The organism is Geodermatophilus bullaregiensis (genome assembly GCF_016907675.1).
In the GTDB taxonomy this organism is placed as follows: Bacteria; Actinomycetota; Actinomycetes; order Mycobacteriales; family Geodermatophilaceae; genus Geodermatophilus; species Geodermatophilus bullaregiensis.
Window position 1 is genome coordinate 2526108 of the sequence record NZ_JAFBCJ010000001.1, and the last position, 17640, is coordinate 2543747.

At 77.4% G+C, this 17640-nt stretch carries 18 protein-coding genes; 6 read left to right on the plus strand and 12 right to left on the minus strand.

Annotated elements, in window-relative coordinates; genetic code table 11:
- Positions 1-43 precede the first annotated feature (43 nt).
- The gene (locus JOD57_RS11905; protein WP_204692227.1) at positions 44-1036 is read left to right on the plus strand and encodes an aldo/keto reductase; all 993 of its coding nucleotides are present in this window, start codon (positions 44-46) and stop codon (positions 1034-1036) included.
- A 64-nt stretch (positions 1037-1100) separates the two neighbouring features.
- Here JOD57_RS11905 and JOD57_RS11910 read toward each other — a convergent pair whose 3' ends face one another.
- Complete coding sequence (locus JOD57_RS11910) at positions 1101-1925, minus strand: PaaX family transcriptional regulator C-terminal domain-containing protein (RefSeq protein ID WP_204692228.1); 825 nt, start codon at positions 1923-1925, stop codon at positions 1101-1103.
- 120 nt (positions 1926-2045) lie between these two features.
- Here JOD57_RS11910 and JOD57_RS11915 point away from each other — a divergent pair, with 120 nt between their 5' ends.
- Positions 2046-2411 (plus strand): hypothetical protein, encoded by a 366-nt coding sequence (locus tag JOD57_RS11915; RefSeq protein WP_204692229.1) that lies wholly within the window; start codon positions 2046-2048, stop codon positions 2409-2411.
- Positions 2404-2853: a hypothetical protein gene (locus JOD57_RS11920; protein ID WP_204692230.1), complete on the plus strand. Its 450-nt coding sequence runs from the start codon at positions 2404-2406 to the stop codon at positions 2851-2853. The genes JOD57_RS11915 and JOD57_RS11920 overlap by 8 nt, the downstream gene beginning before the upstream one ends.
- 3 nt (positions 2854-2856) lie before the next feature.
- Here JOD57_RS11920 and JOD57_RS11925 read toward each other — a convergent pair whose 3' ends face one another.
- Positions 2857-3672, minus strand: coding sequence for a hypothetical protein (locus JOD57_RS11925; protein ID WP_204692231.1), 816 nt, complete (start codon positions 3670-3672; stop codon positions 2857-2859).
- Positions 3673-3835: 163 nt separating this feature from the next.
- Between JOD57_RS11925 and JOD57_RS11930 the strand changes: the two genes are divergently transcribed.
- On the plus strand, positions 3836-6205 hold the full coding sequence (locus tag JOD57_RS11930; RefSeq protein WP_307824630.1) for a SpoIIE family protein phosphatase: 2370 nt from the start codon (positions 3836-3838) through the stop codon (positions 6203-6205).
- An 82-nt stretch (positions 6206-6287) separates the two neighbouring features.
- Here the strand turns inward: JOD57_RS11930 and JOD57_RS11935 are convergent, their stop codons facing one another.
- Positions 6288-6788 carry a flavin reductase family protein gene (locus JOD57_RS11935; protein WP_307824631.1) on the minus strand — a complete coding sequence of 167 codons (501 nt, stop codon included), beginning with the start codon at positions 6786-6788 and terminating at the stop codon, positions 6288-6290.
- Positions 6785-7729, minus strand: a complete 945-nt coding sequence (locus tag JOD57_RS11940; RefSeq protein WP_307824632.1) for a hydroxymethylglutaryl-CoA lyase — start codon at positions 7727-7729, stop codon at positions 6785-6787. Before JOD57_RS11940 ends, JOD57_RS11935 begins: the two co-directional genes overlap by 4 nt.
- Positions 7730-7872: 143 nt before the next feature.
- Here JOD57_RS11940 and JOD57_RS11945 point away from each other — a divergent pair, with 143 nt between their 5' ends.
- Positions 7873-8769: a diguanylate cyclase domain-containing protein gene (locus JOD57_RS11945; protein WP_307824633.1), complete on the plus strand. Its 897-nt coding sequence runs from the start codon at positions 7873-7875 to the stop codon at positions 8767-8769.
- A 31-nt stretch (positions 8770-8800) separates the two neighbouring features.
- Here the strand turns inward: JOD57_RS11945 and JOD57_RS11950 are convergent, their stop codons facing one another.
- From JOD57_RS11950 to JOD57_RS11985, 8 genes are all read right to left on the minus strand, one after another.
- Complete coding sequence (locus tag JOD57_RS11950) at positions 8801-9358, minus strand: hypothetical protein (protein WP_204692233.1); 558 nt, start codon at positions 9356-9358, stop codon at positions 8801-8803.
- Positions 9359-9443: 85 nt separating this feature from the next.
- The gene (locus tag JOD57_RS11955; RefSeq protein WP_204692234.1) at positions 9444-10553 is read right to left on the minus strand and encodes a M20 family metallopeptidase; all 1110 of its coding nucleotides are present in this window, start codon (positions 10551-10553) and stop codon (positions 9444-9446) included.
- 49 nt (positions 10554-10602) lie between these two features.
- Positions 10603-12237 (minus strand): phosphoglucomutase (alpha-D-glucose-1,6-bisphosphate-dependent), encoded by a 1635-nt coding sequence (gene pgm, locus JOD57_RS11960; RefSeq protein WP_204692235.1) that lies wholly within the window; start codon positions 12235-12237, stop codon positions 10603-10605.
- A gap of 48 nt (positions 12238-12285) precedes the next feature.
- Positions 12286-14028 (minus strand): 5,6-dimethylbenzimidazole synthase, encoded by a 1743-nt coding sequence (bluB, locus tag JOD57_RS11965; RefSeq protein ID WP_307824634.1) that lies wholly within the window; start codon positions 14026-14028, stop codon positions 12286-12288.
- Positions 14025-14342 carry an MmcQ/YjbR family DNA-binding protein gene (locus JOD57_RS11970; protein WP_204692236.1) on the minus strand — a complete coding sequence of 106 codons (318 nt, stop codon included), beginning with the start codon at positions 14340-14342 and terminating at the stop codon, positions 14025-14027. Before JOD57_RS11970 ends, bluB begins: the two co-directional genes overlap by 4 nt.
- Positions 14339-14734 carry a VOC family protein gene (locus JOD57_RS11975; protein WP_204692237.1) on the minus strand — a complete coding sequence of 132 codons (396 nt, stop codon included), beginning with the start codon at positions 14732-14734 and terminating at the stop codon, positions 14339-14341. Before JOD57_RS11975 ends, JOD57_RS11970 begins: the two co-directional genes overlap by 4 nt.
- A complete protein-coding gene (locus JOD57_RS11980) occupies positions 14731-15585 on the minus strand; it encodes a helix-turn-helix domain-containing protein (RefSeq protein WP_204692238.1) in 855 nt (284 codons plus the stop codon). The genes JOD57_RS11975 and JOD57_RS11980 overlap by 4 nt, the downstream gene beginning before the upstream one ends.
- A gap of 96 nt (positions 15586-15681) precedes the next feature.
- Positions 15682-16095 (minus strand): DUF4190 domain-containing protein, encoded by a 414-nt coding sequence (locus JOD57_RS11985; RefSeq protein WP_204692239.1) that lies wholly within the window; start codon positions 16093-16095, stop codon positions 15682-15684.
- 265 nt (positions 16096-16360) lie between these two features.
- Between JOD57_RS11985 and JOD57_RS11990 the strand changes: the two genes are divergently transcribed.
- Positions 16361-17575: an HNH endonuclease signature motif containing protein gene (locus tag JOD57_RS11990; protein ID WP_204692240.1), complete on the plus strand. Its 1215-nt coding sequence runs from the start codon at positions 16361-16363 to the stop codon at positions 17573-17575.
- Positions 17576-17640 lie beyond the last annotated feature (65 nt).

Sequence of the window (17640 nt, forward strand, 5' to 3'; positions counted from 1 at the left end):
GGTGCACGTGTCGACCGGGGGGCCCGCTGGGCAGGGGAGGTCCATGGAGACACGCACCCTGGGATCCCTGTCCGTCCCGGCCATGGGGCTGGGCTGCATGGGGATGAGCGAGTTCTACGGCACCGGTGACCAGGCGGAGGCCGAGCGCACCATCCGGCGGGCGCTGGACCTCGGCGTCACGTTCCTCGACACCGCCGACATGTACGGCCCGTTCACCAACGAGCGGCTGGTCGGCACGGCCATCGCGGGCCGCCGCGACGAGGTGGTGGTGGCGACCAAGTTCGGCAACGAGCGGCGCGAGGACGGCACGTCCCTCGGTGTCAACGGGAAGCCGGACTACGTCCGCCGGGCCTGCGACGCCTCGCTGCAGCGGCTCGGCGTCGACGTCATCGACCTCTACTACCAGCACCGCGTGGACACCACCGTCCCGGTCGAGGACACCTGGGGTGCGCTGCGGGAGCTCGTCGAGGCCGGCAAGGTCCGGCACGCGGGCATCTCGGAGGCCGCCCCGGAGACCATCCGCCGGGCGCACGCCGTCCAGCCGGTCGCCGCGGTCCAGACGGAGTACTCGCTGTGGAGCCGCGACCCGGAGGAGAACGGGGTGCTGGCCACCTGCGCCGAGCTCGGCATCGGCTTCGTCGCGTACTCACCGATCGGCCGCGGCTTCCTGTCCGGGCAGATCCGCAGCGTCGAGGACCTCGCGCCCGACGACTTCCGCCGCAACAACCCGCGCTTCCAGGGCGAGGCCTTCGCGCAGAACCTGCGGCTGGTCGACCGGGTGCGCGAGATCGCCGACGAGAAGGGCGTGACGGCGTCGCAGCTCGCGCTGGCGTGGGTGATGGCGCAGGGCGGCCGCGGCGGCAACCCGGCCGTCGTGCCGATCCCGGGCACCAAGCGGGTGGCCTACCTGGAGGAGAACGCCGCCGCTGCCGACGTCCGGCTGTCCGACGACGACCTGCGCCGCCTCGACGAGGCCGCACCCGTCGGCGCCGCGGTCGGCGACCGCTACCCCGACATGTCCACCGTCCACCGCTGAGCGAGGACCTCCCTGCCCCCAACGCTCGCACGCCCGCGGCGGGCCCCTGCAGGAGGCCGCCGGGCTAGGCGACGGCGGCGCGGGGAGGGGTGGCGACGACGCCGAGGACGTCGGCGACGTGCGCGCGGGCCGCGGCGGCGAGCCGGGCGCCGGCGTCGGCCCACGCGTCGCGGACGTCGCGGGCGGGCCAGCCGGGCGGCTGCAGCACCGGGGGCAGCAGCGGGTCGCCGGCGAGGACCGCCCGGGTCTCGGCGCGCAGCCGCAGGTGCAGGCCGAGGGCCGCCGGGCCGTCGGGGGTGCCCGCCGCGGCGGAGGCGCGCAGCCGGTCGAGCACCCGGGTCCAGCCGGCGGCGAACCGGGGGAGGTCCCAGCAGCGGGCGGCCAGCTCGCCGTCGGTCAGCCGCGGGTCGGCGACCGATGCGATCAGCAGGTCCAGGCGTGAGGTGTGCTCGCCGGCGAGCTCGGCGTGCACCTCGTCGAGGGCGCAGCGGTGCGGGGAGACCCACGTGGCCGGGGCCAGCGGACCGAACCCGGCCCTCGCCAGGCCCTGCCGGACCCGCTCGCGGGCGGCCCGGTCGGTCTCCGGGACGGAGTAGACGACCATCCGCCACTGCCCGTCCCACGGCCCGAGCCGGCGGTCGATCCGCTCCCGCTGCGCGGTGACCGCCTCGCGCAGCGGGGCCGCCGGCGCGCACAGCGTCTCCCGCCCCCGCCGGACCGCCGTCAGCCAGCCCGTCCGCCGCAGCGCGGCCACCGCGACCCGCGTGCTGGGCTCGGCGACCCCGCAGGCGGCGAGCAGCCCGACCAGCGCCTGCAGCGGCACGGGCTCCCCGGTCACGGCGTCCAGGTGCTCGGCGCACAGGTCGACCAGGAGGTCGCGGACGGTCATGCCCCCACCATCCCCCACGCCCGCCACCGGGGGACGTGGCCGGTCACCGCGGCCGCCCGGCGGGCCGGCGCGGGAGGATGGGGGCGTGCGACCCGCCGCCCCCTCCGCCCGGCCGTCCCGGTGACGCCCGCCCTCGCCTGGTCCGCGACGGCGGTCGCCGTCCTCGTGGCGCTCGCCGGCCTCGCCTCGACGGTCGCCCGCCGGCGGATCGGCCTGGTGCACCTCGCCGGTGCCGCGGTGCTCGAGGTGCTGCTCGTCTCGCAGGCCGTCGTCGCGACGGTGGCGCTGGCCGGCGGCCAGCGCCCGCCGCAGACGGCGACCTTCGTCGGCTACCTCGCCGGCGTGGTGCTCCTGCCGGTCGCGGGGGTGCTCTGGTCGCGCACCGAGCCCAGCCGCTGGGCGGGCACGGTGCTGGCCGTGGCCAGCCTGGTCACCGTCGTGATGGTGTGGCGGCTGGTGCAGCTGTGGGAGGCCCCGGGTGCCTGACCCCGCTGGTCGACAGCCGTCGGGAACCGCGCCGGGCGGGACGGCGGCCGGGCCCGGGCGGGTGCTGGTCGCCGTCTACGCGGTCTTCGCCCTGGCCGCCGGGGCGCGCGCCACGGTGCAGCTGGCCACCCGCTTCGGCGAGGCGCCGGTGGCCTACCTGCTCTCCGCCCTCGCCGCCGCGGTGTACGTGGTCGCCACCGTCGGGCTGGCCCGCGGTGGGCGGGGCGGACGGCGGACGGCGGTCGTCGCCTGCTCGGTGGAGCTCGCCGGGGTGCTCGTCGTGGGCGCCCTGTCGGTGCTGGACCCGGCCGCCTTCCCGGACGAGACGGTCTGGTCGGCGTTCGGCCGCGGCTACGGCTACGTCCCGCTCGTGCTGCCGGTGCTCGGCCTGCTGTGGCTGCGGCGCCAGGGGAGGGCCGTCCGGCCGTCCCCCGGCGCCTGACCCTCAGAAGTCGCCGCCGCCGAAGTCGCCCCCGAAGTCCCCTCCGCCGAAGTCCCCCCCGAAGTCCCCCCCGTCGTAGCCGTTGTCCGCGCCACCGGCGAAGTCGGCGCCCGGGTCGCCGCCGTAGCCGTCGGCCGCGGCGTAGTCGCCGCCGCCGTCACCACCGCCGTCCGCGCCGTCGGCGTACCCCTCGGCGTAGGCCTCCTCGTCCCCGCCGCCGAAGAGCCCGCCGTCGCCGAGGCCGGTGTCGAACAGGGCGTCGGCCACCGCCGTCCCGATCACCAGGCCGCCGACGGTGCCGAGCAGGCTGCCGCCCAGCGAGCCGCCGAAGCCGCCCATCCGGGGCCCGTAGCCGCCGCCGTAGCCGGGGCCGTAGCCACCTCCGTAGCCTCCGCCGTACCCCGGGCCGTAGCCGCCCCCGCCGTACCCGGGGCCGTAGCCGCCACCGCCGAAGCCGCCGCCGAAGGCCCGCTCCAGCGTCCCGGGCTGGCGCAGCTCGGCGCGGGTGGCCACCCGGGCCAGGGTCTGCGGGTCGTCGGCACGGGGCCGCTCGGACGCCGGGACCGCGGCCGCGAGCTGGGTGAGCACCTCCTGCCGCTGCTGCTGGGTGAGCTGGGAGAAGGCCTCGGTGTGCGCCTGCTCGATCTGGTCGGGCGGCGCGGTGCGCAGCAGGTAGCGGTAGCGCTCGATCGCCTGCCGGTCGCTGGCCGGGGCGCGCTGCCCGGAGGCGGCCGGGGGCGGTGGCGGGGGCGGCGCGTACCCGTCGTGGTGGGGCTCCGGCGCGCGGCGGCGGCCGAAGAGCCGGTCGAGCAGTCCCATGGCGTCTCCTCCCGGGGTCGTCCCCGGGGAGTTCCCGCGCGGGCAGGCCGCACACCTGGGCGGCGTCCGCCGCACCGCGCGCCCCCGTCCGGGTGACCGCCCGGCGGGTGGCCGCCCGGGAGCAGGCGGGCGGCCGACCTGCGACGACGGTTAGATTCGTTGCGTGCGACCGGAGGGCCAGCAGACCAGGGGATCGACCACGCCCCCTCCGGAGGACCTGGCCTTCGGCGCCGGTCCGGCCCACGACGGCGTCCCGGTCGCCGCCCGGGCGGCGATGGCCGAGGCCGCGTCGCCGGCCGGTGAGGTCCCCGGTGACCGGCAGGCCGGCGTCGTCACGGCCGCCAGCGCGGTCGTCTCCGAGCACGGCGACGCCGAGGCCGCCTCGACCGCCCTGCCCGCCGTCCTCGCCGACGTCCCGGTCGCCGTCCTGCTCATCGACCAGAAGTCCGGGTCGGTCACCTACGCCAACGCCGCGGCGGTGGAGATGGCCGGCAACGTGCACCTGCCGGTCGACATCGACACCTGGGGCGCCGCCGTCGGCCTCACCGACCTCGGCGGTGCCCCGCTGGCCCGCACCACCGGGCCGCTGTCGGTCGTGGCGCAGGGCCAGCCGGTCACCGGTGAGGCGGTCCGCCTGCAGCCGGGCCGCGGCACCGGCACCGACCGCGCCCACGACGACGACGGCGGGGACGACCGGCTGCTGTGGGTGACCGGCTTCCCGCTGTCGCAGCCGGGCAACAGCCAGCAGCTGTCCCTGGTGGTCTTCCTCGAGGTCGAGGGGGTCGCCGGTGGCGGGGACGCCGAGGCCGAGCTGCAGGCGCTGCGCGAGCGGGCCGTCGTCGCCACCGACATCGCGTTCACGATCACCGACCCGCGCGAGCCGGACGACCCGCTGGTCTGGGTCAACCCGTCCTTCACGCGCATCACCGGCTACTCCTACGAGGAGTCCGTGGGCCGCAACTGCCGGTTCCTGCAGGGGCCGTCCACCGACCGGGCCGCCGTCGCCACCATCCGGACGGCGCTGGCCGCCCAGGAGGCGGTGACCGTCGTCCTGCTCAACCACCGCCGCGACGGCACCGCCTTCTGGAACCAGCTCTCGATCAGCCCGGTCTTCGACGGCGAGGGCGAGCTGGTCAGTTTCGTCGGGGTGCAGACCGACGTCACCGAGCGGGTGCGGGTCGAGTCCGAGCGCGAGGCCGCCTTCGCCGCCGAGCAGAACGCCCGCCAGGAGGCCGAGCAGGCCCGCGCGGTCGCCGAGCAGGCGCAGCGGGACGCCGAGGACGCGCAGGGCCGCCTCGCGCTCATGGCCGAGGCGACCAGCTCGCTCATCGCCACGCTCGACGCCGGCGACCTCCTCGACCGGCTGGCCACCCTGTGCGTCCCCACGCTGGCCGACTGGGTGGTCATCACCGTCGTCGACGGGTCCGGTGAGGTGCACGAGGTCGTCGCCCGGGACCGCGAGCGGCAGCGCACCGAGGTGCGCCGCTTCGAGGCCGGGCACGCCCTGCGGCTGCCGGCGGGCTCCCCGAGCCAGCGCGCCATCACCTCGTCGCGGACGGTGCTGGTCGAGCGGCTGCCCGGGCGGCTCGACGACGCGATCGCCTCCCCGGTGGCCCAGGAGGTCGCCGGTCGGCTCGGCGCGGTGACGTCGCTGAGCACGCCGATGGTGGCGCGCCACCGCACCGCCGGGGCGATCACCCTCGTGCGCACCTCACCGGACCGGCCGTTCACCCCGGACGACGTCGGCCTGGTCGAGGACCTCGCCCGGCGGGCGGCGCTGGTCATGGACAACGTGCGGCTCTACCAGCAGGAGCACGCCGTCGCCGACACCCTGCAGCGCTCCCTGCTGCCGGACCTGCCCACCATCCCCGGCGTGACCGCGGCCGCCCACTACGTCAGCGCCTCCACCGCGGCCGACGTCGGCGGCGACTTCTACGACCTGCTCCAACTGCCCGACGGCTCGGTCGGGATGGTGGTCGGGGACGTGGTCGGGCACGACGTCGCCGCCGCGGCCGCGATGGGGCACCTGCGCGGGCTCCTCCGCGCCTGCATGTGGGAGGCCCCCGACCCGCACCCGAGCACCGTGCTCACCCGGGTGGACCGGCTCGTGCAGGGCCTGCGGGTCGCCTCGCTGGCCACGATGGCCTACCTGCGCGCCGTCCCCCCGGCCGAGCAGGGCGGGCCGTGGCGGGCCCTGCTGGCCAACGCCGGCCACCCGCCCCTGCTGCTGCGCTCGCCCGACGGGCAGGTGCGGCCCATCGACGGCGTGACCGGACTGCTCGTGGGGGTCGACGTCGACGCCGAGCGGGCCGCGCTGGCGGTCGACCTGCCGCCCGGGTCGACGGTCGTGGGCTACACCGACGGTCTGGTCGAGACGCCGGGCTCCGACCTCGACCAGGGCATCGCCGCGCTGGTCGAGCGGCTGTCGGCCACACCGGCCGACGCCTCGCCGCGCGAGCTGTGCGACGCCGCCGTCAGCGGCACCCTCGACGGCCGCGACGACGTCGCGCTGATCGCCGTCCGCTTCCGGTAAGGACCCCCTCGCCCCCCGCCACTCGCGAGCTCGCGGCGGGACCCTGCGAGGGGGCCGCCCTCGCCCCCCGGACGGGCCGCGGCTAGGCGCCGCGGCCCTCCGCCAGGCCGTAGCGGCCGCGGTGGAACAGCAGTGGCCGGCGGTCCGGGTCGGCGCCGAGGTCGAGCACGCGGGCGGCGACGATCGTGTGGTCCCCGCCGTCGTACTCGGCCCAGAGGGTGCAGTCGATCCAGGCGACGACGTCCTCGAGGACCGGCGAGCCGTGCGGGCTGGGCTGCCAGGCCACCCCGGCGAACTTGTCGGTGCCCGAGCGGGCGAAGGCCGCCGACAGGCCGGACTGGTCCTCGGCGAGGACGTTGACGCAGAACCGGCCGATGGCGCGCAGCCGCGGCCACGTGCTCGAGGTGCGGGACGGGGCGAGGGCCACCAGCGGCGGGTCGAGCGACAGCGAGCTGAACGACTGGCAGGTGAAGCCGATCGGTCCCTCGCCGGTGCTGGCCGTCACCACGGTGACGCCGGAGGCGAAGTGCCCGAGGACGTCGCGCATGACCTGCGGGTCGACCGTCCCGCCGGGTGCGCTCACGCAGGACTCCCGGCCGCGGCCCGGGGGACCGACCGGCCGCCGGCCCGGTACAGCGAGCTGGGCAGCTCGTGGCCCACGGCCTCCTCGGCGACCCGGGCCGCGGCCAGCAGCGCGTCGAGGTCGATGCCGGTGGCCACGTCGGACTCCTCCAGCCAGTAGACGAGCTCCTCGGTGGCGATGTTGCCGCTGGCGCCGGGCGCGAACGGGCACCCGCCCAGGCCGCCCACCGAGGCGTCGAGCTGGGTGACGCCGGCCTGCACGGCGGCGAGCGCGTTGGCCTGCCCGGTGCCGCGGGTGTCGTGGAAGTGGACGGCGACCGGCGTGCCGGGGCAGGCGCGGCGGACGGCGTCGAGCAGGCGGACCACCCGCGCCGGCGTCGTCGTCCCGATGGTGTCGCCCAGGCAGAGGGCGTCGGCGCCGGCGGTGACCGCGGCCCGGCAGACGTCGACGGTGCGCCCGATCGGGGTGCGCCCGTCGAACGGGCAGTCCCAGGCGGTGGCGACGACGACCTCCAGCGAGCCGCCGGCCCCGTGCGCGAGCGCCGCGACCTCCCCGACGCCGGCGAGCGCCTCGGCGGTGGAGCGGCCGGCGTTGGCGCGGCTGTGCCCGTCGGTGGCGGAGACCACCATCTCCAGCTCGGCGATGCCGGCGTCGACGGCGCGGACCGCGCCCCGGGGGTTGGCCACCAGCGCCGACCAGTGCACGCCCGGCCAGCGGGACAGCTCGGCGGCGACCCGGTCGGCGTCGGCCAGCGCCGGGACGGCCCTGGGCGAGACGAACGACGTCACCTCGATCCGGCGGACGCCGGTGGCCACCAGGGCGTCGAGCATGCCGAGCTTGGCCTCGAGCGGGACGGGCGCCTCGAGCTGCAGGCCGTCGCGCATGCCCACCTCGCGGACGTCGACGGACGTCGGGAGCACCAGGTCGAAGTCCGTGGGCACGATCGCTCTCCTCACCTGCGCGGTCCTGTCATCCGATGGGTCCATCCTGCCCCGTGGAGTGGTTCCACGTGGAACCCGGCGGGAAGTAAGGAGTAGCTGGGATCACCGGGATCAGACCGAGGGGGAGGAAACGGAGGAGAACCGTGTTCGACGCCGAGGGCGAGCCCGTGGGCACCCTGCCGCCCGCCGACGTGGGCAGCGCCTTCACGAACTCGCCGATGGGGGTCGCCCTGACGACGCCGGACGGGGTGTTCCTCGCGGCCAACGCCACCCTCGGAGAGCTGCTCGGCGTCCCCCCGGAGGAGCTGCGCGGCGCGGCGCTGTTCGCCGTCGTCCACCCCGAGGACCTGACCGGTGCGGTCGGCGTGTGGCGGCAGCTGCAGGACCAGCACGGCCGGGTCCGGCACGAGTGCCGGGTGCTGCGGCCCGGCGGTGAGGCCGTCCCGGTGCAGCTGACGGTGTCGTGGGTGGACGGTGCGACCACGGCCGACCCGGCGCACCTGGTGATGGTGGTCGAGGACGTGACCGAGCGGAAGGAGCTGGAGGCGCGCCTGCTGCACCTGTCGGCGCACGACCCGCTCACCGGCCTGCCCAACCGGCTGCTCTTCCACGACCGGCTGCGGCACGCGCTCGAGCGCGGGCACCGTGAGCACACGCCCACCTGCGTGCTGGTGCTCGACCTCGACGGGTTCAAGGCGGTCAACGACGAGCACGGCCACCCGACCGGCGACGCCGTCCTCGTGGAGGTGGCCGAGCGCCTCACCGGCGTCCTGCGCGCCAGCGACACCGCGGCCCGGCTGGGTGGCGACGAGTTCGCCGTCGTCTGCGAGAACACCGAGCGGGCCGACGCCGAGCGCCTCGCCGCACGGTTGCAGGAGGTGTTGCCCGCCAGCCTGACCGTCGGCGGCGCGACCGTGCGGGTCGGGCTGAGCATCGGCATCGGCTCGATCGACGGCGGTACCGAGCCGGAGCAGGCGCAGGAGGCGGTCGTGCGCCAGGCGGACGCGGCGATGTACGCGGACAAGGCCCGCCGCCGCTGAGCCGTCCGGGTGGGGCGCCGCGGCCTCGGGATCAGGGTCGGGACGAGGCCCAGCCGACCGTGGCGGGCAGCCGGGAGAACACCGCGGTGAGCACCGGCAGGGGCAGCGCGAGCACGAGGACGACGACGAGGCCCTCGACGTCGTCCGCGTCCAGCGTGCCGGCGGCGGCCACCAGGGCGAGGAAGAGCACGACCACCGCGGCCAGCGCGGAGGTGGAGAGCACCAGCGGCGACCGCCGGCCCAGCAGCCGGACGCCGCCGCTGACCAGCCCGGCCGCGCACGGCAGGCCCAGCAGCGTGGTCGTCGCCGGGTCGCCCTCCCCGCCGACGGTCAGCGCCAGGAGGAACAGCGACACCACCAGCGTCAGGCCGCCGGTGACGAACCCGAGGACGGCCGCCGCGGTCGCCACCCCGGGACGGCCGGGACCGGCCGGCCAGGCCGGCGGCGCCGGCGGGACCGCCCAGGCGTAGCCGTACCCCGGGCCGTACCCGTAGCCGGGCGGCGGGCCGTAGGGGGGCGGGGGCGGGTACCCGGGTGGCGGGCCGTAGGGGTGGGCCGGCCGGTCCTGCTCGTACGGCTGCCCGGTCATGCCCGACAGTGTGCCGACGCCACCGCCGTCCGCCCCGCTCCCGGCCGTGTCCCTCGCCCGGACGGGGCAGACCCCGGGCGCCGGGTCACCCGTCCCAGCGGCCGGCGACGTCGGTGAAGGCAGCCGCGGCCTGCTCCACCTCGGCGAGCTCGACGTACTCGTCCCGCGCGTGCATCACCGCCGGCGTGCCCGGGCCCCAGACGACGATCGGGGCGCCGCCGACCACCTGCACCAGCACGGAGGCGTCGGTGAAGTAGGTGGCCGGCGTGCTCCGCGCCGGGGCGGGGAGGGTGGCCACCCACGGGTCGTCCGCGGGCGTGCCGACCGGCGGCAGGTCCACGCGCACCTCGACGTCGGCCACCTCGGGCTGCCCCCGCCACCAGGCCAGCAGGTCACCGCCCTCGGTGACCGTGCGCATGTCGACGACGACCTCCGCGCGGTCGGGGACGACGTTGGGCACCGTCCCGCCGGTCACGACGCCGGGGTTCCACGTCTCCGTGCCGAGGAACGGGTCGGTGCGGAAGGGGAGGGCGCCGCCGGCCCGCGCGAGGACGGCGACCAGGTCGAGCACCGCGTTGTGCCCGCGCTCGGGGGTGCTGCCGTGCGCGGCCCGCCCGGCGGTGCGGACGGCGAGCCACAGCGCGCCCTTGTGGCCGAGGACCACCTCGTTGCCGGTCGCCTCGGGGACCACCACCGCGCCGACGGGCTGCTCGGCGACGGCGGCCGCGGCGGCCGCGGCGCCCTTCGAGCCGATCTCCTCGTCGCTGGTCAGCAGCAGCGCGAGCGGCGTCTGCGGGTCGGCGGCCGCGAGCGCTGCGACGGCGGCCACCACCCCGGCCTTCATGTCGCTGCCGCCGCGCCCCCACACCCGGCCCCCGTCGAGGTCGGCGCCGAAGGGGTCGCGCTGCCAGGCGCCGGCGTCGGGCACCGGCACGGTGTCGACGTGGCAGGCCAGCAGCAGCTGCCGGCGGCCGGGGTCGGCCGGGGTCCGCAGCAGCCGCCACGGGTGGTCCGGGTCGCGTCCCTCGGTCACCAGCAGGTGCGGCGCGCGCTCGCGCAGCACCTCGGTGAGGCTGCCGAGGAGGTCCTGCTGGGCGGCGGCGTCCCCCGAGACGGTGGTGCGGCCGACCAGCTCGCGCACCAGGGCGGTCAGGTCCAGGGCCGTGTCGTCAGGGGCAGGGCTCGCCGTCGTCATGCCCCGATCCTGCCCCGGTCCGCGCACTCCCGCGGGAGTGCACCGGGTGTCAGGCGCCGAGGGCGGCGCCGACGACGGCGCGGGCCTCCTCCTGCACGCGGGACAGGTGCTCCGGGCCCTTGAACGACTCCGCGTACACCTTGTAGACGTCCTCGGTGCCCGAGGGGCGGGCGGCGAACCAGGCGTTCTCCGTGACCACCTTCAGCCCGCCGATCGACGCGCCGTTGCCCGGCGCGCTGGTCAGCTTGGCGGTGATCGGCTCGCCGGCCAGCTCGGTGGCGGTGACGTCGGACGGCGACAGCTTCCCCAGCGCCGCCTTCTGCTCGCGGGACGCCGGCGCGTCCACCCGGGCGTAGGCCGACTCCCCGTACCGCCCGACCAGGTCGGCGTGCAGCTGGGACGGCGACCGTTCCGTCACGGCCTGGATCTCCGAGGCCAGCAGCGCCAGCAGGACGCCGTCCTTGTCCGTCGTCCACACCCCGCCGTCGCGGCGCAGGAACGACGCCCCCGCCGACTCCTCGCCGCCGAAGCCGACCGACCCGTCGAGCAGCCCCGGCACGAACCACTTGAACCCGACCGGCACCTCCACCAGGCGGCGGCCCAGGCCCTCGACCACCCGGTCGATGAGCGACGAGGACACCAGCGTCTTGCCGACGGCGACCCCGGCGCCCCACTCGGGCCGGTGCGCGAACAGGTAGGAGATGGCCACGGCGAGGAAGTGGTTGGGGTTCATCAGCCCGGCGTCGGGGGTGACGATGCCGTGCCGGTCGGCGTCGGCGTCGTTGCCCGTGGCGACGGCGTAGTCGGCCCGCTTGCCGATCAGCGAGGCCATGGCCGACGGCGACGAGCAGTCCATCCGGATCTTGCCGTCCCAGTCCAGCGTCATGAACCGCCAGGTGGGGTCGACCAGCGGGTTGACCACGGTGAGGTCGAGCCGGTGCCGCTCGGCGATCGCCGCCCAGTAGTCGACCGAGGCGCCGCCGAGCGGGTCGGCGCCGATCCGCACGCCGGCCGCGCGGACGGCGTCGAGGTCGAGCACCGCGGGCAGGTCGTCGACGTAGGTCCCCACGAAGTCGTAGCGCTGCGCCGCGGCGTGCGCGCGGGTGAAGGGGATCCGCTGCACGCCGTCGAGGTCCGCGGCGAGCAGCTCGTTGGCCCGGTCGGCGATCGTCTTCGTCGCGTCGGTGTCGGCCGGGCCGCCCGAGGGCGGGTTGTACTTGAAGCCGCCGTCGCGGGGCGGGTTGTGCGACGGGGTGACGACGATGCCGTCGGCCAGGCCGGAGCTCTTGCCGCGGTTGGCGGTGAGGATCGCGTGGCTGACCGCCGGGGTGGGCGTGTACCGGCCGGCGGCGTCGACCAGGACGGTCACGTCGTTGGCGGCGAGCACCTCCAGCGCCGAGGCCCACGCCGGCTCGGAGAGCGCGTGGGTGTCGCGGCCGATGAACAGGGGCCCGTCGAAGCCCTGCGCCGCGCGGTACTCGCAGATGGCCTGCGTGGTGGCCAGGATGTGCGCCTCGTTGAAGGCGGCGTCGAACGACGACCCGCGGTGCCCGGAGGTCCCGAAGGACACCTGCTGCCCCGGGTCGGCCGGGTCGGGCACCAGCGTGTAGTAGGCGGTCACCAGCGAGGCGACGTCGACCAGGTCGGCGGGGGAGGCCGGCTGGCCGGCGCGGGGATCGGTCACGGCGTCGATCCTGGCCCGTCGCGACACCCGGTGGCGACCGGAACCGCGTCAGTCGACCCGGGCGGTCTTGCGCCGGACCCGCAGCCCGTCGAGCAGCAGCCCGGCGGCCAGCGCGGCCCCGGCGCCCTCCCCGGCCCGCAGCCGCAGGTCCAGCAGCGGCTCGAGGCCCAGCGCCTGCAGCACCAGGTCGTGCCCGCGCTCGCGGCTGCGCTGGCCCGCGACCAGGCCGGCCTGGGCACCGGGCTCGAGCAGGACGGCGGCCAGCGCCGCCACCGAGACGGCGAACCCGTCCAGGACGACGGCGGTGCCGGCCTCCGCGGCGCCGAGCACCACCCCGGCCAGCACGGTGAGCTCCGGGCCGCCGAGCTCGGCCAGCGCGCGGGCCGGGTCGCGGTCGAGCCCGGCTCCGGCCCGGGCCACCGCCGCGGCCACGACGGCGCGCTTGCGCTCCAGGACGTCGCTGTCGGCGCCCGCGCCGAGGCCGGTGACCTCCGCCGGGTCGGCGGCCAGCAGCCCGGCGGCCAGCGCGGCGGCCACGGTGGTGTTGCCGACGCCGACCTCGCCCAGGGCCACGAGACCCGGGTGCGCCGCCCCCAGCGCCCGGCCGGCGGCGAGCAGCCGGGTGACGTCGTCGCCGGTCAGGGCGGGGGAGGCCGCCAGGTCGCCGCGGGGGCCGGCGGGCCGGGCGTCCACCGCGCCGGGCAGCGGGTCACCGGCCACGCCGGCGTCGACGACGACGGTCGCCAGCCCGGCCGCGGCGGCGGCGGTCGCGCCCACCGAGACCCCGGCCAGCGCCGCGCGGGCGACGTCGCGGGTGACCCGCACCTCGTAGGCCGAGACGCCGAGCGCGGCGACCGGGTGGTCGGCGGCGGCCAGCACGAGCGTGCCGCCGGTCACCTCGCCGCGGCCCAGTGCCACCACGCGGTCGACGGCCCGGTCGAGCACGCCGAGCGAGCCCGGCGGGGTGAGCAGCCGGTCGGCCTCGTCGCGGGCGCCGACCACCGCCTCGCGGCCGGGCGCGCGCAGGTGCGACGGGGGAGCCGCGGGACCGCCGTCGTCGGCCGGCCAGCGGTCCTCGACGACGACGGCCGACAGCGGCAGCCGCCGCGACCAGCCGGCCCGCTCCAGCCCCGGCGCCGGCGGGCGCTCGTCGGGCCAGCCCAGGCACAGCCAGCCGAGCGTGGCCACGCCGTCGGGCAGGCCGACCAGCCCGGCGAGCTCCTCGGGGCGGAACAGCGTCACCCAGCCCATGCCGAGGCCCTCGGCGCGGGCCGCCAGCCACAGGTTCTGGATCGCCGCCGCGCAGCTCCACAGGTCGGCGTCGGGGAAGGTGGCCCGCCCCAGCACGCCGGCCGCCGGCGTCCGCCGGTCGCAGCAGACGACGATCCCCAGCGGCGCCTCGCGCACGCCCTCGAGCTGCAGGTCGAGCAGCCGGCGGGCGGCGTCGGGCTCCAGCCGCGCGGCCTGGCGCAGCCGCTCGCGGTCGGTGAGGACGGCGGCGCGGTCGCGGATCGCGGGGTCGCGGACGACGACGAAGCGCCACGGCTGGCTGTGCCCCACCGACGGCGCGGCGTGCCCGGCGGCGAGCACCCGCTGCAGGACGTCGTCGGGCACCGGGTCGGGGCGGTAGCGGCGGACGTCGCGGCGCGCGGCGACCACGGCGTAGAGGCCCTCGGCGGAGCCGGGCATGGCCCAGCCGGCGGGGTCGCCGGCCCGCTGCGCCGCCGACGTCGGGTCGCCGACGAGGGGGACCGGGCGCGGGTAGACCGGCACCGGGCCGGGGGAGGTCACGGGCGCCCCCGCCGCAGCCGGGCCGGCGCCCGGCGGTTCCAGGACTCCTCGAGCAGGTCGGCGACGGTCGCCTCGTCGGCGGCCGCGAGGTCCACCTGCACGCCGGAGAGGCGCTTCCCCCACCACAGCAGCGAGACCGCACCGCCCTCGGCCGCGCGCGCATCCGACTCCCCGAGCATGACGTTGAGGATGCCCGGTGCCCACAGCGTGGCGAGCACGGCGGTCCCCAGCCGGAACGAGGGGCGGCCGTGGTGGTCGGCCTCGGTGACCTCCGGGAGGGCGAGGGCCAGGGCGCGGACGTCGTCCGGGGTCACGGCCGTGGCGCCCCGCGGTAGTCGCCCACGCTCCAGCTGTTGCCCTCCGGGTCGCGCACGGAGAACTCCTCCCCGCCGTGGCCGGTCTGCTGCAGCGGCCGGACGACGTCGGCCCCGGCGGCCTGCACGCGCGCCCACACGCCGTGCACGTCGTGGGTGACCAGGTAGGCACCGGTGGCACCGGGCCGGACGGGCCAGCCGCCGTCGTCGCGGACGGAGCCGAGCATCACCCCGCCGCCGGGCGGCCAGGCGAGCTCGGCGTGGGCGACCAGGTCGCCGTCGCGGACGACGAGGGCCTCCGCGAAGCCGAGGACGTCGACCAGCCAGCGGATGAGGGCGGGGGCGTCGGCGGCGCGGAAGGCGGGCCAGACGGTGGGGGTGGGAGCTGTCATGCCGCCGAGCCTCCCGGGACGGCTGCGGTGCCGTCTTGGACGAACCCGATCTCCGCGGCCAGCCAGCGCAGCGGGGACAGGCCGCTGAACACCCGCCAGTCGCGGGTCAGGTGGGCCTGGTCGGCGAAGCCGCCCGCGGCGGCGAGTCCGGCGAGGTCGGGGCGGCGCCCGGCCGAGACGCGGGCGGCCAGGACGCGGCGGGCGCGGTCGAAGCGGACCACCCGGGCGGCCTCCTTGGGGCCCAGCCCGGTCTCGGCACGGAAGCGGACGGTGAGGTGCCGCTCCGACCAGCCGACCCGGCGGGCGAGCTCGGCCACCCGCAGCCGCCCGGCTCCGGCCACGGTGAGCCGCCAGGCCTCGGCGACCTCGGGCGCGGCGTCGGGCAGCGGCCGGACGGCGCGCCGCAGCACGTCGTCGACGGCGGCGAAGCGGGCCGGCCAGTCCCGGGCGGCCCGCACCCGCTCGACCAGCTCGCCGCCGGCCCGCCCGAGGAGGTCGTCCAGGTCGCAGTCGAGGCCGGCCAGCGCGCCGGCGGGCACGCCCAGCAGCCGGCGCGCGCCGAGCGGCGTCAGGTCCAGCTGCAGGCCGGCCTGGCGGCCGGGGTGCCGGATGAGCGCCGGCGTCGTGTGCAGGCCGCCGAGGAGCGCGTCGTAGCGGCCGGCGGCCTGCGCCGGGTCGGGGTGGGCGGCGACGTCGAGCGGGTCGTCCAGGGTGACGACGAGGGTCAGGGCGGGGGAGGGCAGGCCCCGGTGGACGCCGGGCGGCAGCCCCTCGTGCCGGTAGCCGACGGCGCGGGCCACCAGCCCCTGCAGTGCGGGCGAGGGCCGGTGCGCCACGGACTCACCGGTCACCGGCCCAGGATGGCAGCGCGGCGGCCCCCGCTCCAGACGTCACCGCGACCCGCGAGCGTGCACGCCGCGGACGTGCACGGATCGGTCGCTGCGGGCTCAGGATCCGGCCGCGATGCCCGCGAGGAGGACCAGGCCGAAGAACCCCACACCGATCCAGCCGAGCACGATGCCGGCGATCGCCATGCCGTCGCCGGCCTCACCGCGCTCGCGGATCTGGCTGCGCGCGACGTAGCCGAAGACGAGCGCCAGGACGCTGCCGATCCAGTAGACCCAGACGATCCCCAGGACCATCGACGCGACGGCGAACCCGTTGGTGCGCCGCGGCACGTAGCCGTACCCGTAGGGCGGCGGGTACCCGGTGCCCGGGTGCCCGGGCGGCGGTCCGTACGGCCCCTGCGGCGGTCCGTAGGGCGCCTGCGGCGGTCCGTGGGCCGCCGGGGCGCCCGGGTAGCCGTGGGCGGGCCAGCCCTGCTGACCGGCACCGGAGCCCCGCGCGTCCCACTGGGTCATGTCCGTCCGCCCCCGTCGTCGATGCCCGGCCGTCGATCCCCCGGTCGGGGCGCAGACCGGAGGTCCGGCGCCCGGCGCCGGGTCCGCAGGGACGGTACGAGCCGGCGGGTCGCCGGACCAGCCACGCCACTCCGAGGGGTCAGGTCGCCCGGACGGCGTTCCCGCGGGAACGACCAGAGAACTCGGCTCTGAGCTGCGGTTTCTGTCGTACCCCCGTCTTAGTGTGGGGGTGTCAGGAGGCCGATCGAGACAAGGAGGCGAGTGCGTGTCCGAGCTCCGTTCGGCTCTCGACGAACTCGCCGCACTCGACCTCGCCGAGCTGTCCGACGACGCCGTGCTCGACCTCGTCGGTGAGCTGAGCACCGTCGCCAACCGGGTGGCCGCCGTCCTCACGTCGGCCGTGCGGGTGGCCGACCGCCGCGAGGCGTACCGGCGCGACGGCGCCGTCTCGATGAAGAGCTGGCTGCGCGGCAGCTGCCGGCTGGCGCCGGAGGAGGCCACGGCGATCGTGTCCAGCGGCCGGCGGATCGAGCAGCTGCCGGCCACTGCCGCAGCCTTCGCCGCCGGGGAGATCACTGCCGTCCACGCCAGGGTGATCACCTGCGCCATGACGCCGGGCCGCGTCACCAAGGCCGCCGAGGCGGGGATCGAGCTGGCCGAGACGGACGTGATCCTCGCGGACCTCGCGCGGAAGACGACGCCGCACGAGACGAAGCAGGGTGTGAAGCGCTGGGTGGCCGGGATCGACCCCGACGGCACGCTCGGCGAGGCGGCCGACGTCCGCCGCCGCTTCAGCATGGCCGACGGCCTCGACGGCCGCGTGCACGTCCGCGGCGAGTTCGACCCGGTCGGCGCCGAGTACCTGCACACCGCCCTGGCGGCGCTGATGAACGGCGACCGCCCGGCCGGCGGCACCCGGAGCCACGCGGAGCACCAGGCCGACGCGCTGGTCGCCCTGGCCCGCGGCGCACTGGACGGCGGCTCGCTGCCCGACGTCCGCGGGGAGCGGCCGCACGTCCGGGTCACCATCGACTGGCAGGCCCTCTGCGCCGCACGGGGCGCAGCAGGCGTCTCCGGGGGCTCGCTGGGGTGGGCCGGACCGATCTGCCCTGAGACGGCACGGCGCCTGGCCTGCGACGCGGGCGTCGTACGGGTGGTCACCGGACCGGACGGGCTGCCGCTCGACGTCAGCCGCGCCCAGCGCACCGCCACCGCAGCCATCCGCCGGGCCGTCGAGATCCGCGACGGCCACTGCGTCTTCGCCGGTTGTGACGCACCGCCCGAGTGGTGCGACGTCCACCACGTCGTGCACTGGGCGCACGGCGGGCCGACGTCCTGTGACAACGGCGCACTGCTCTGCGAGCGGCACCACACCGCCTGTCACGAAGGCGGCTTCTCCGTCTCCCGGGATCCCGGGACGAGCACCTGGCACACCTGGCGGTCCGACGGCACCGAGGTCCTCAGCCGCGCCGGCCCCTGACGTCGGCGGCGGTCCGCCGCCGTCCACAGACGGACCCGTCGTCCACAGGCCGGCGACAGAAGCCC

What these genes read in the sequence shown, in the direction of transcription:
- JOD57_RS11905 (WP_204692227.1), top strand. Translation starts at nt 44, where the DNA reads ATGGAGACACGCACCCTGGGATCCCTGTCCGTCCCGGCCATGGGGCTG.
- JOD57_RS11910 (WP_204692228.1), bottom strand. Translation starts at nt 1,925, where the DNA reads ATGACCGTCCGCGACCTCCTGGTCGACCTGTGCGCCGAGCACCTGGAC.
- JOD57_RS11925 (WP_204692231.1), bottom strand. Translation starts at nt 3,672, where the DNA reads ATGGGACTGCTCGACCGGCTCTTCGGCCGCCGCCGCGCGCCGGAGCCC.
- JOD57_RS11950 (WP_204692233.1), bottom strand. Translation starts at nt 9,358, where the DNA reads ATGACCGGGCAGCCGTACGAGCAGGACCGGCCGGCCCACCCCTACGGC.
- JOD57_RS11955 (WP_204692234.1), bottom strand. Translation starts at nt 10,553, where the DNA reads ATGACGACGGCGAGCCCTGCCCCTGACGACACGGCCCTGGACCTGACC.
- JOD57_RS11975 (WP_204692237.1), bottom strand. Translation starts at nt 14,734, where the DNA reads ATGACAGCTCCCACCCCCACCGTCTGGCCCGCCTTCCGCGCCGCCGAC.
- JOD57_RS11985 (WP_204692239.1), bottom strand. Translation starts at nt 16,095, where the DNA reads ATGACCCAGTGGGACGCGCGGGGCTCCGGTGCCGGTCAGCAGGGCTGG.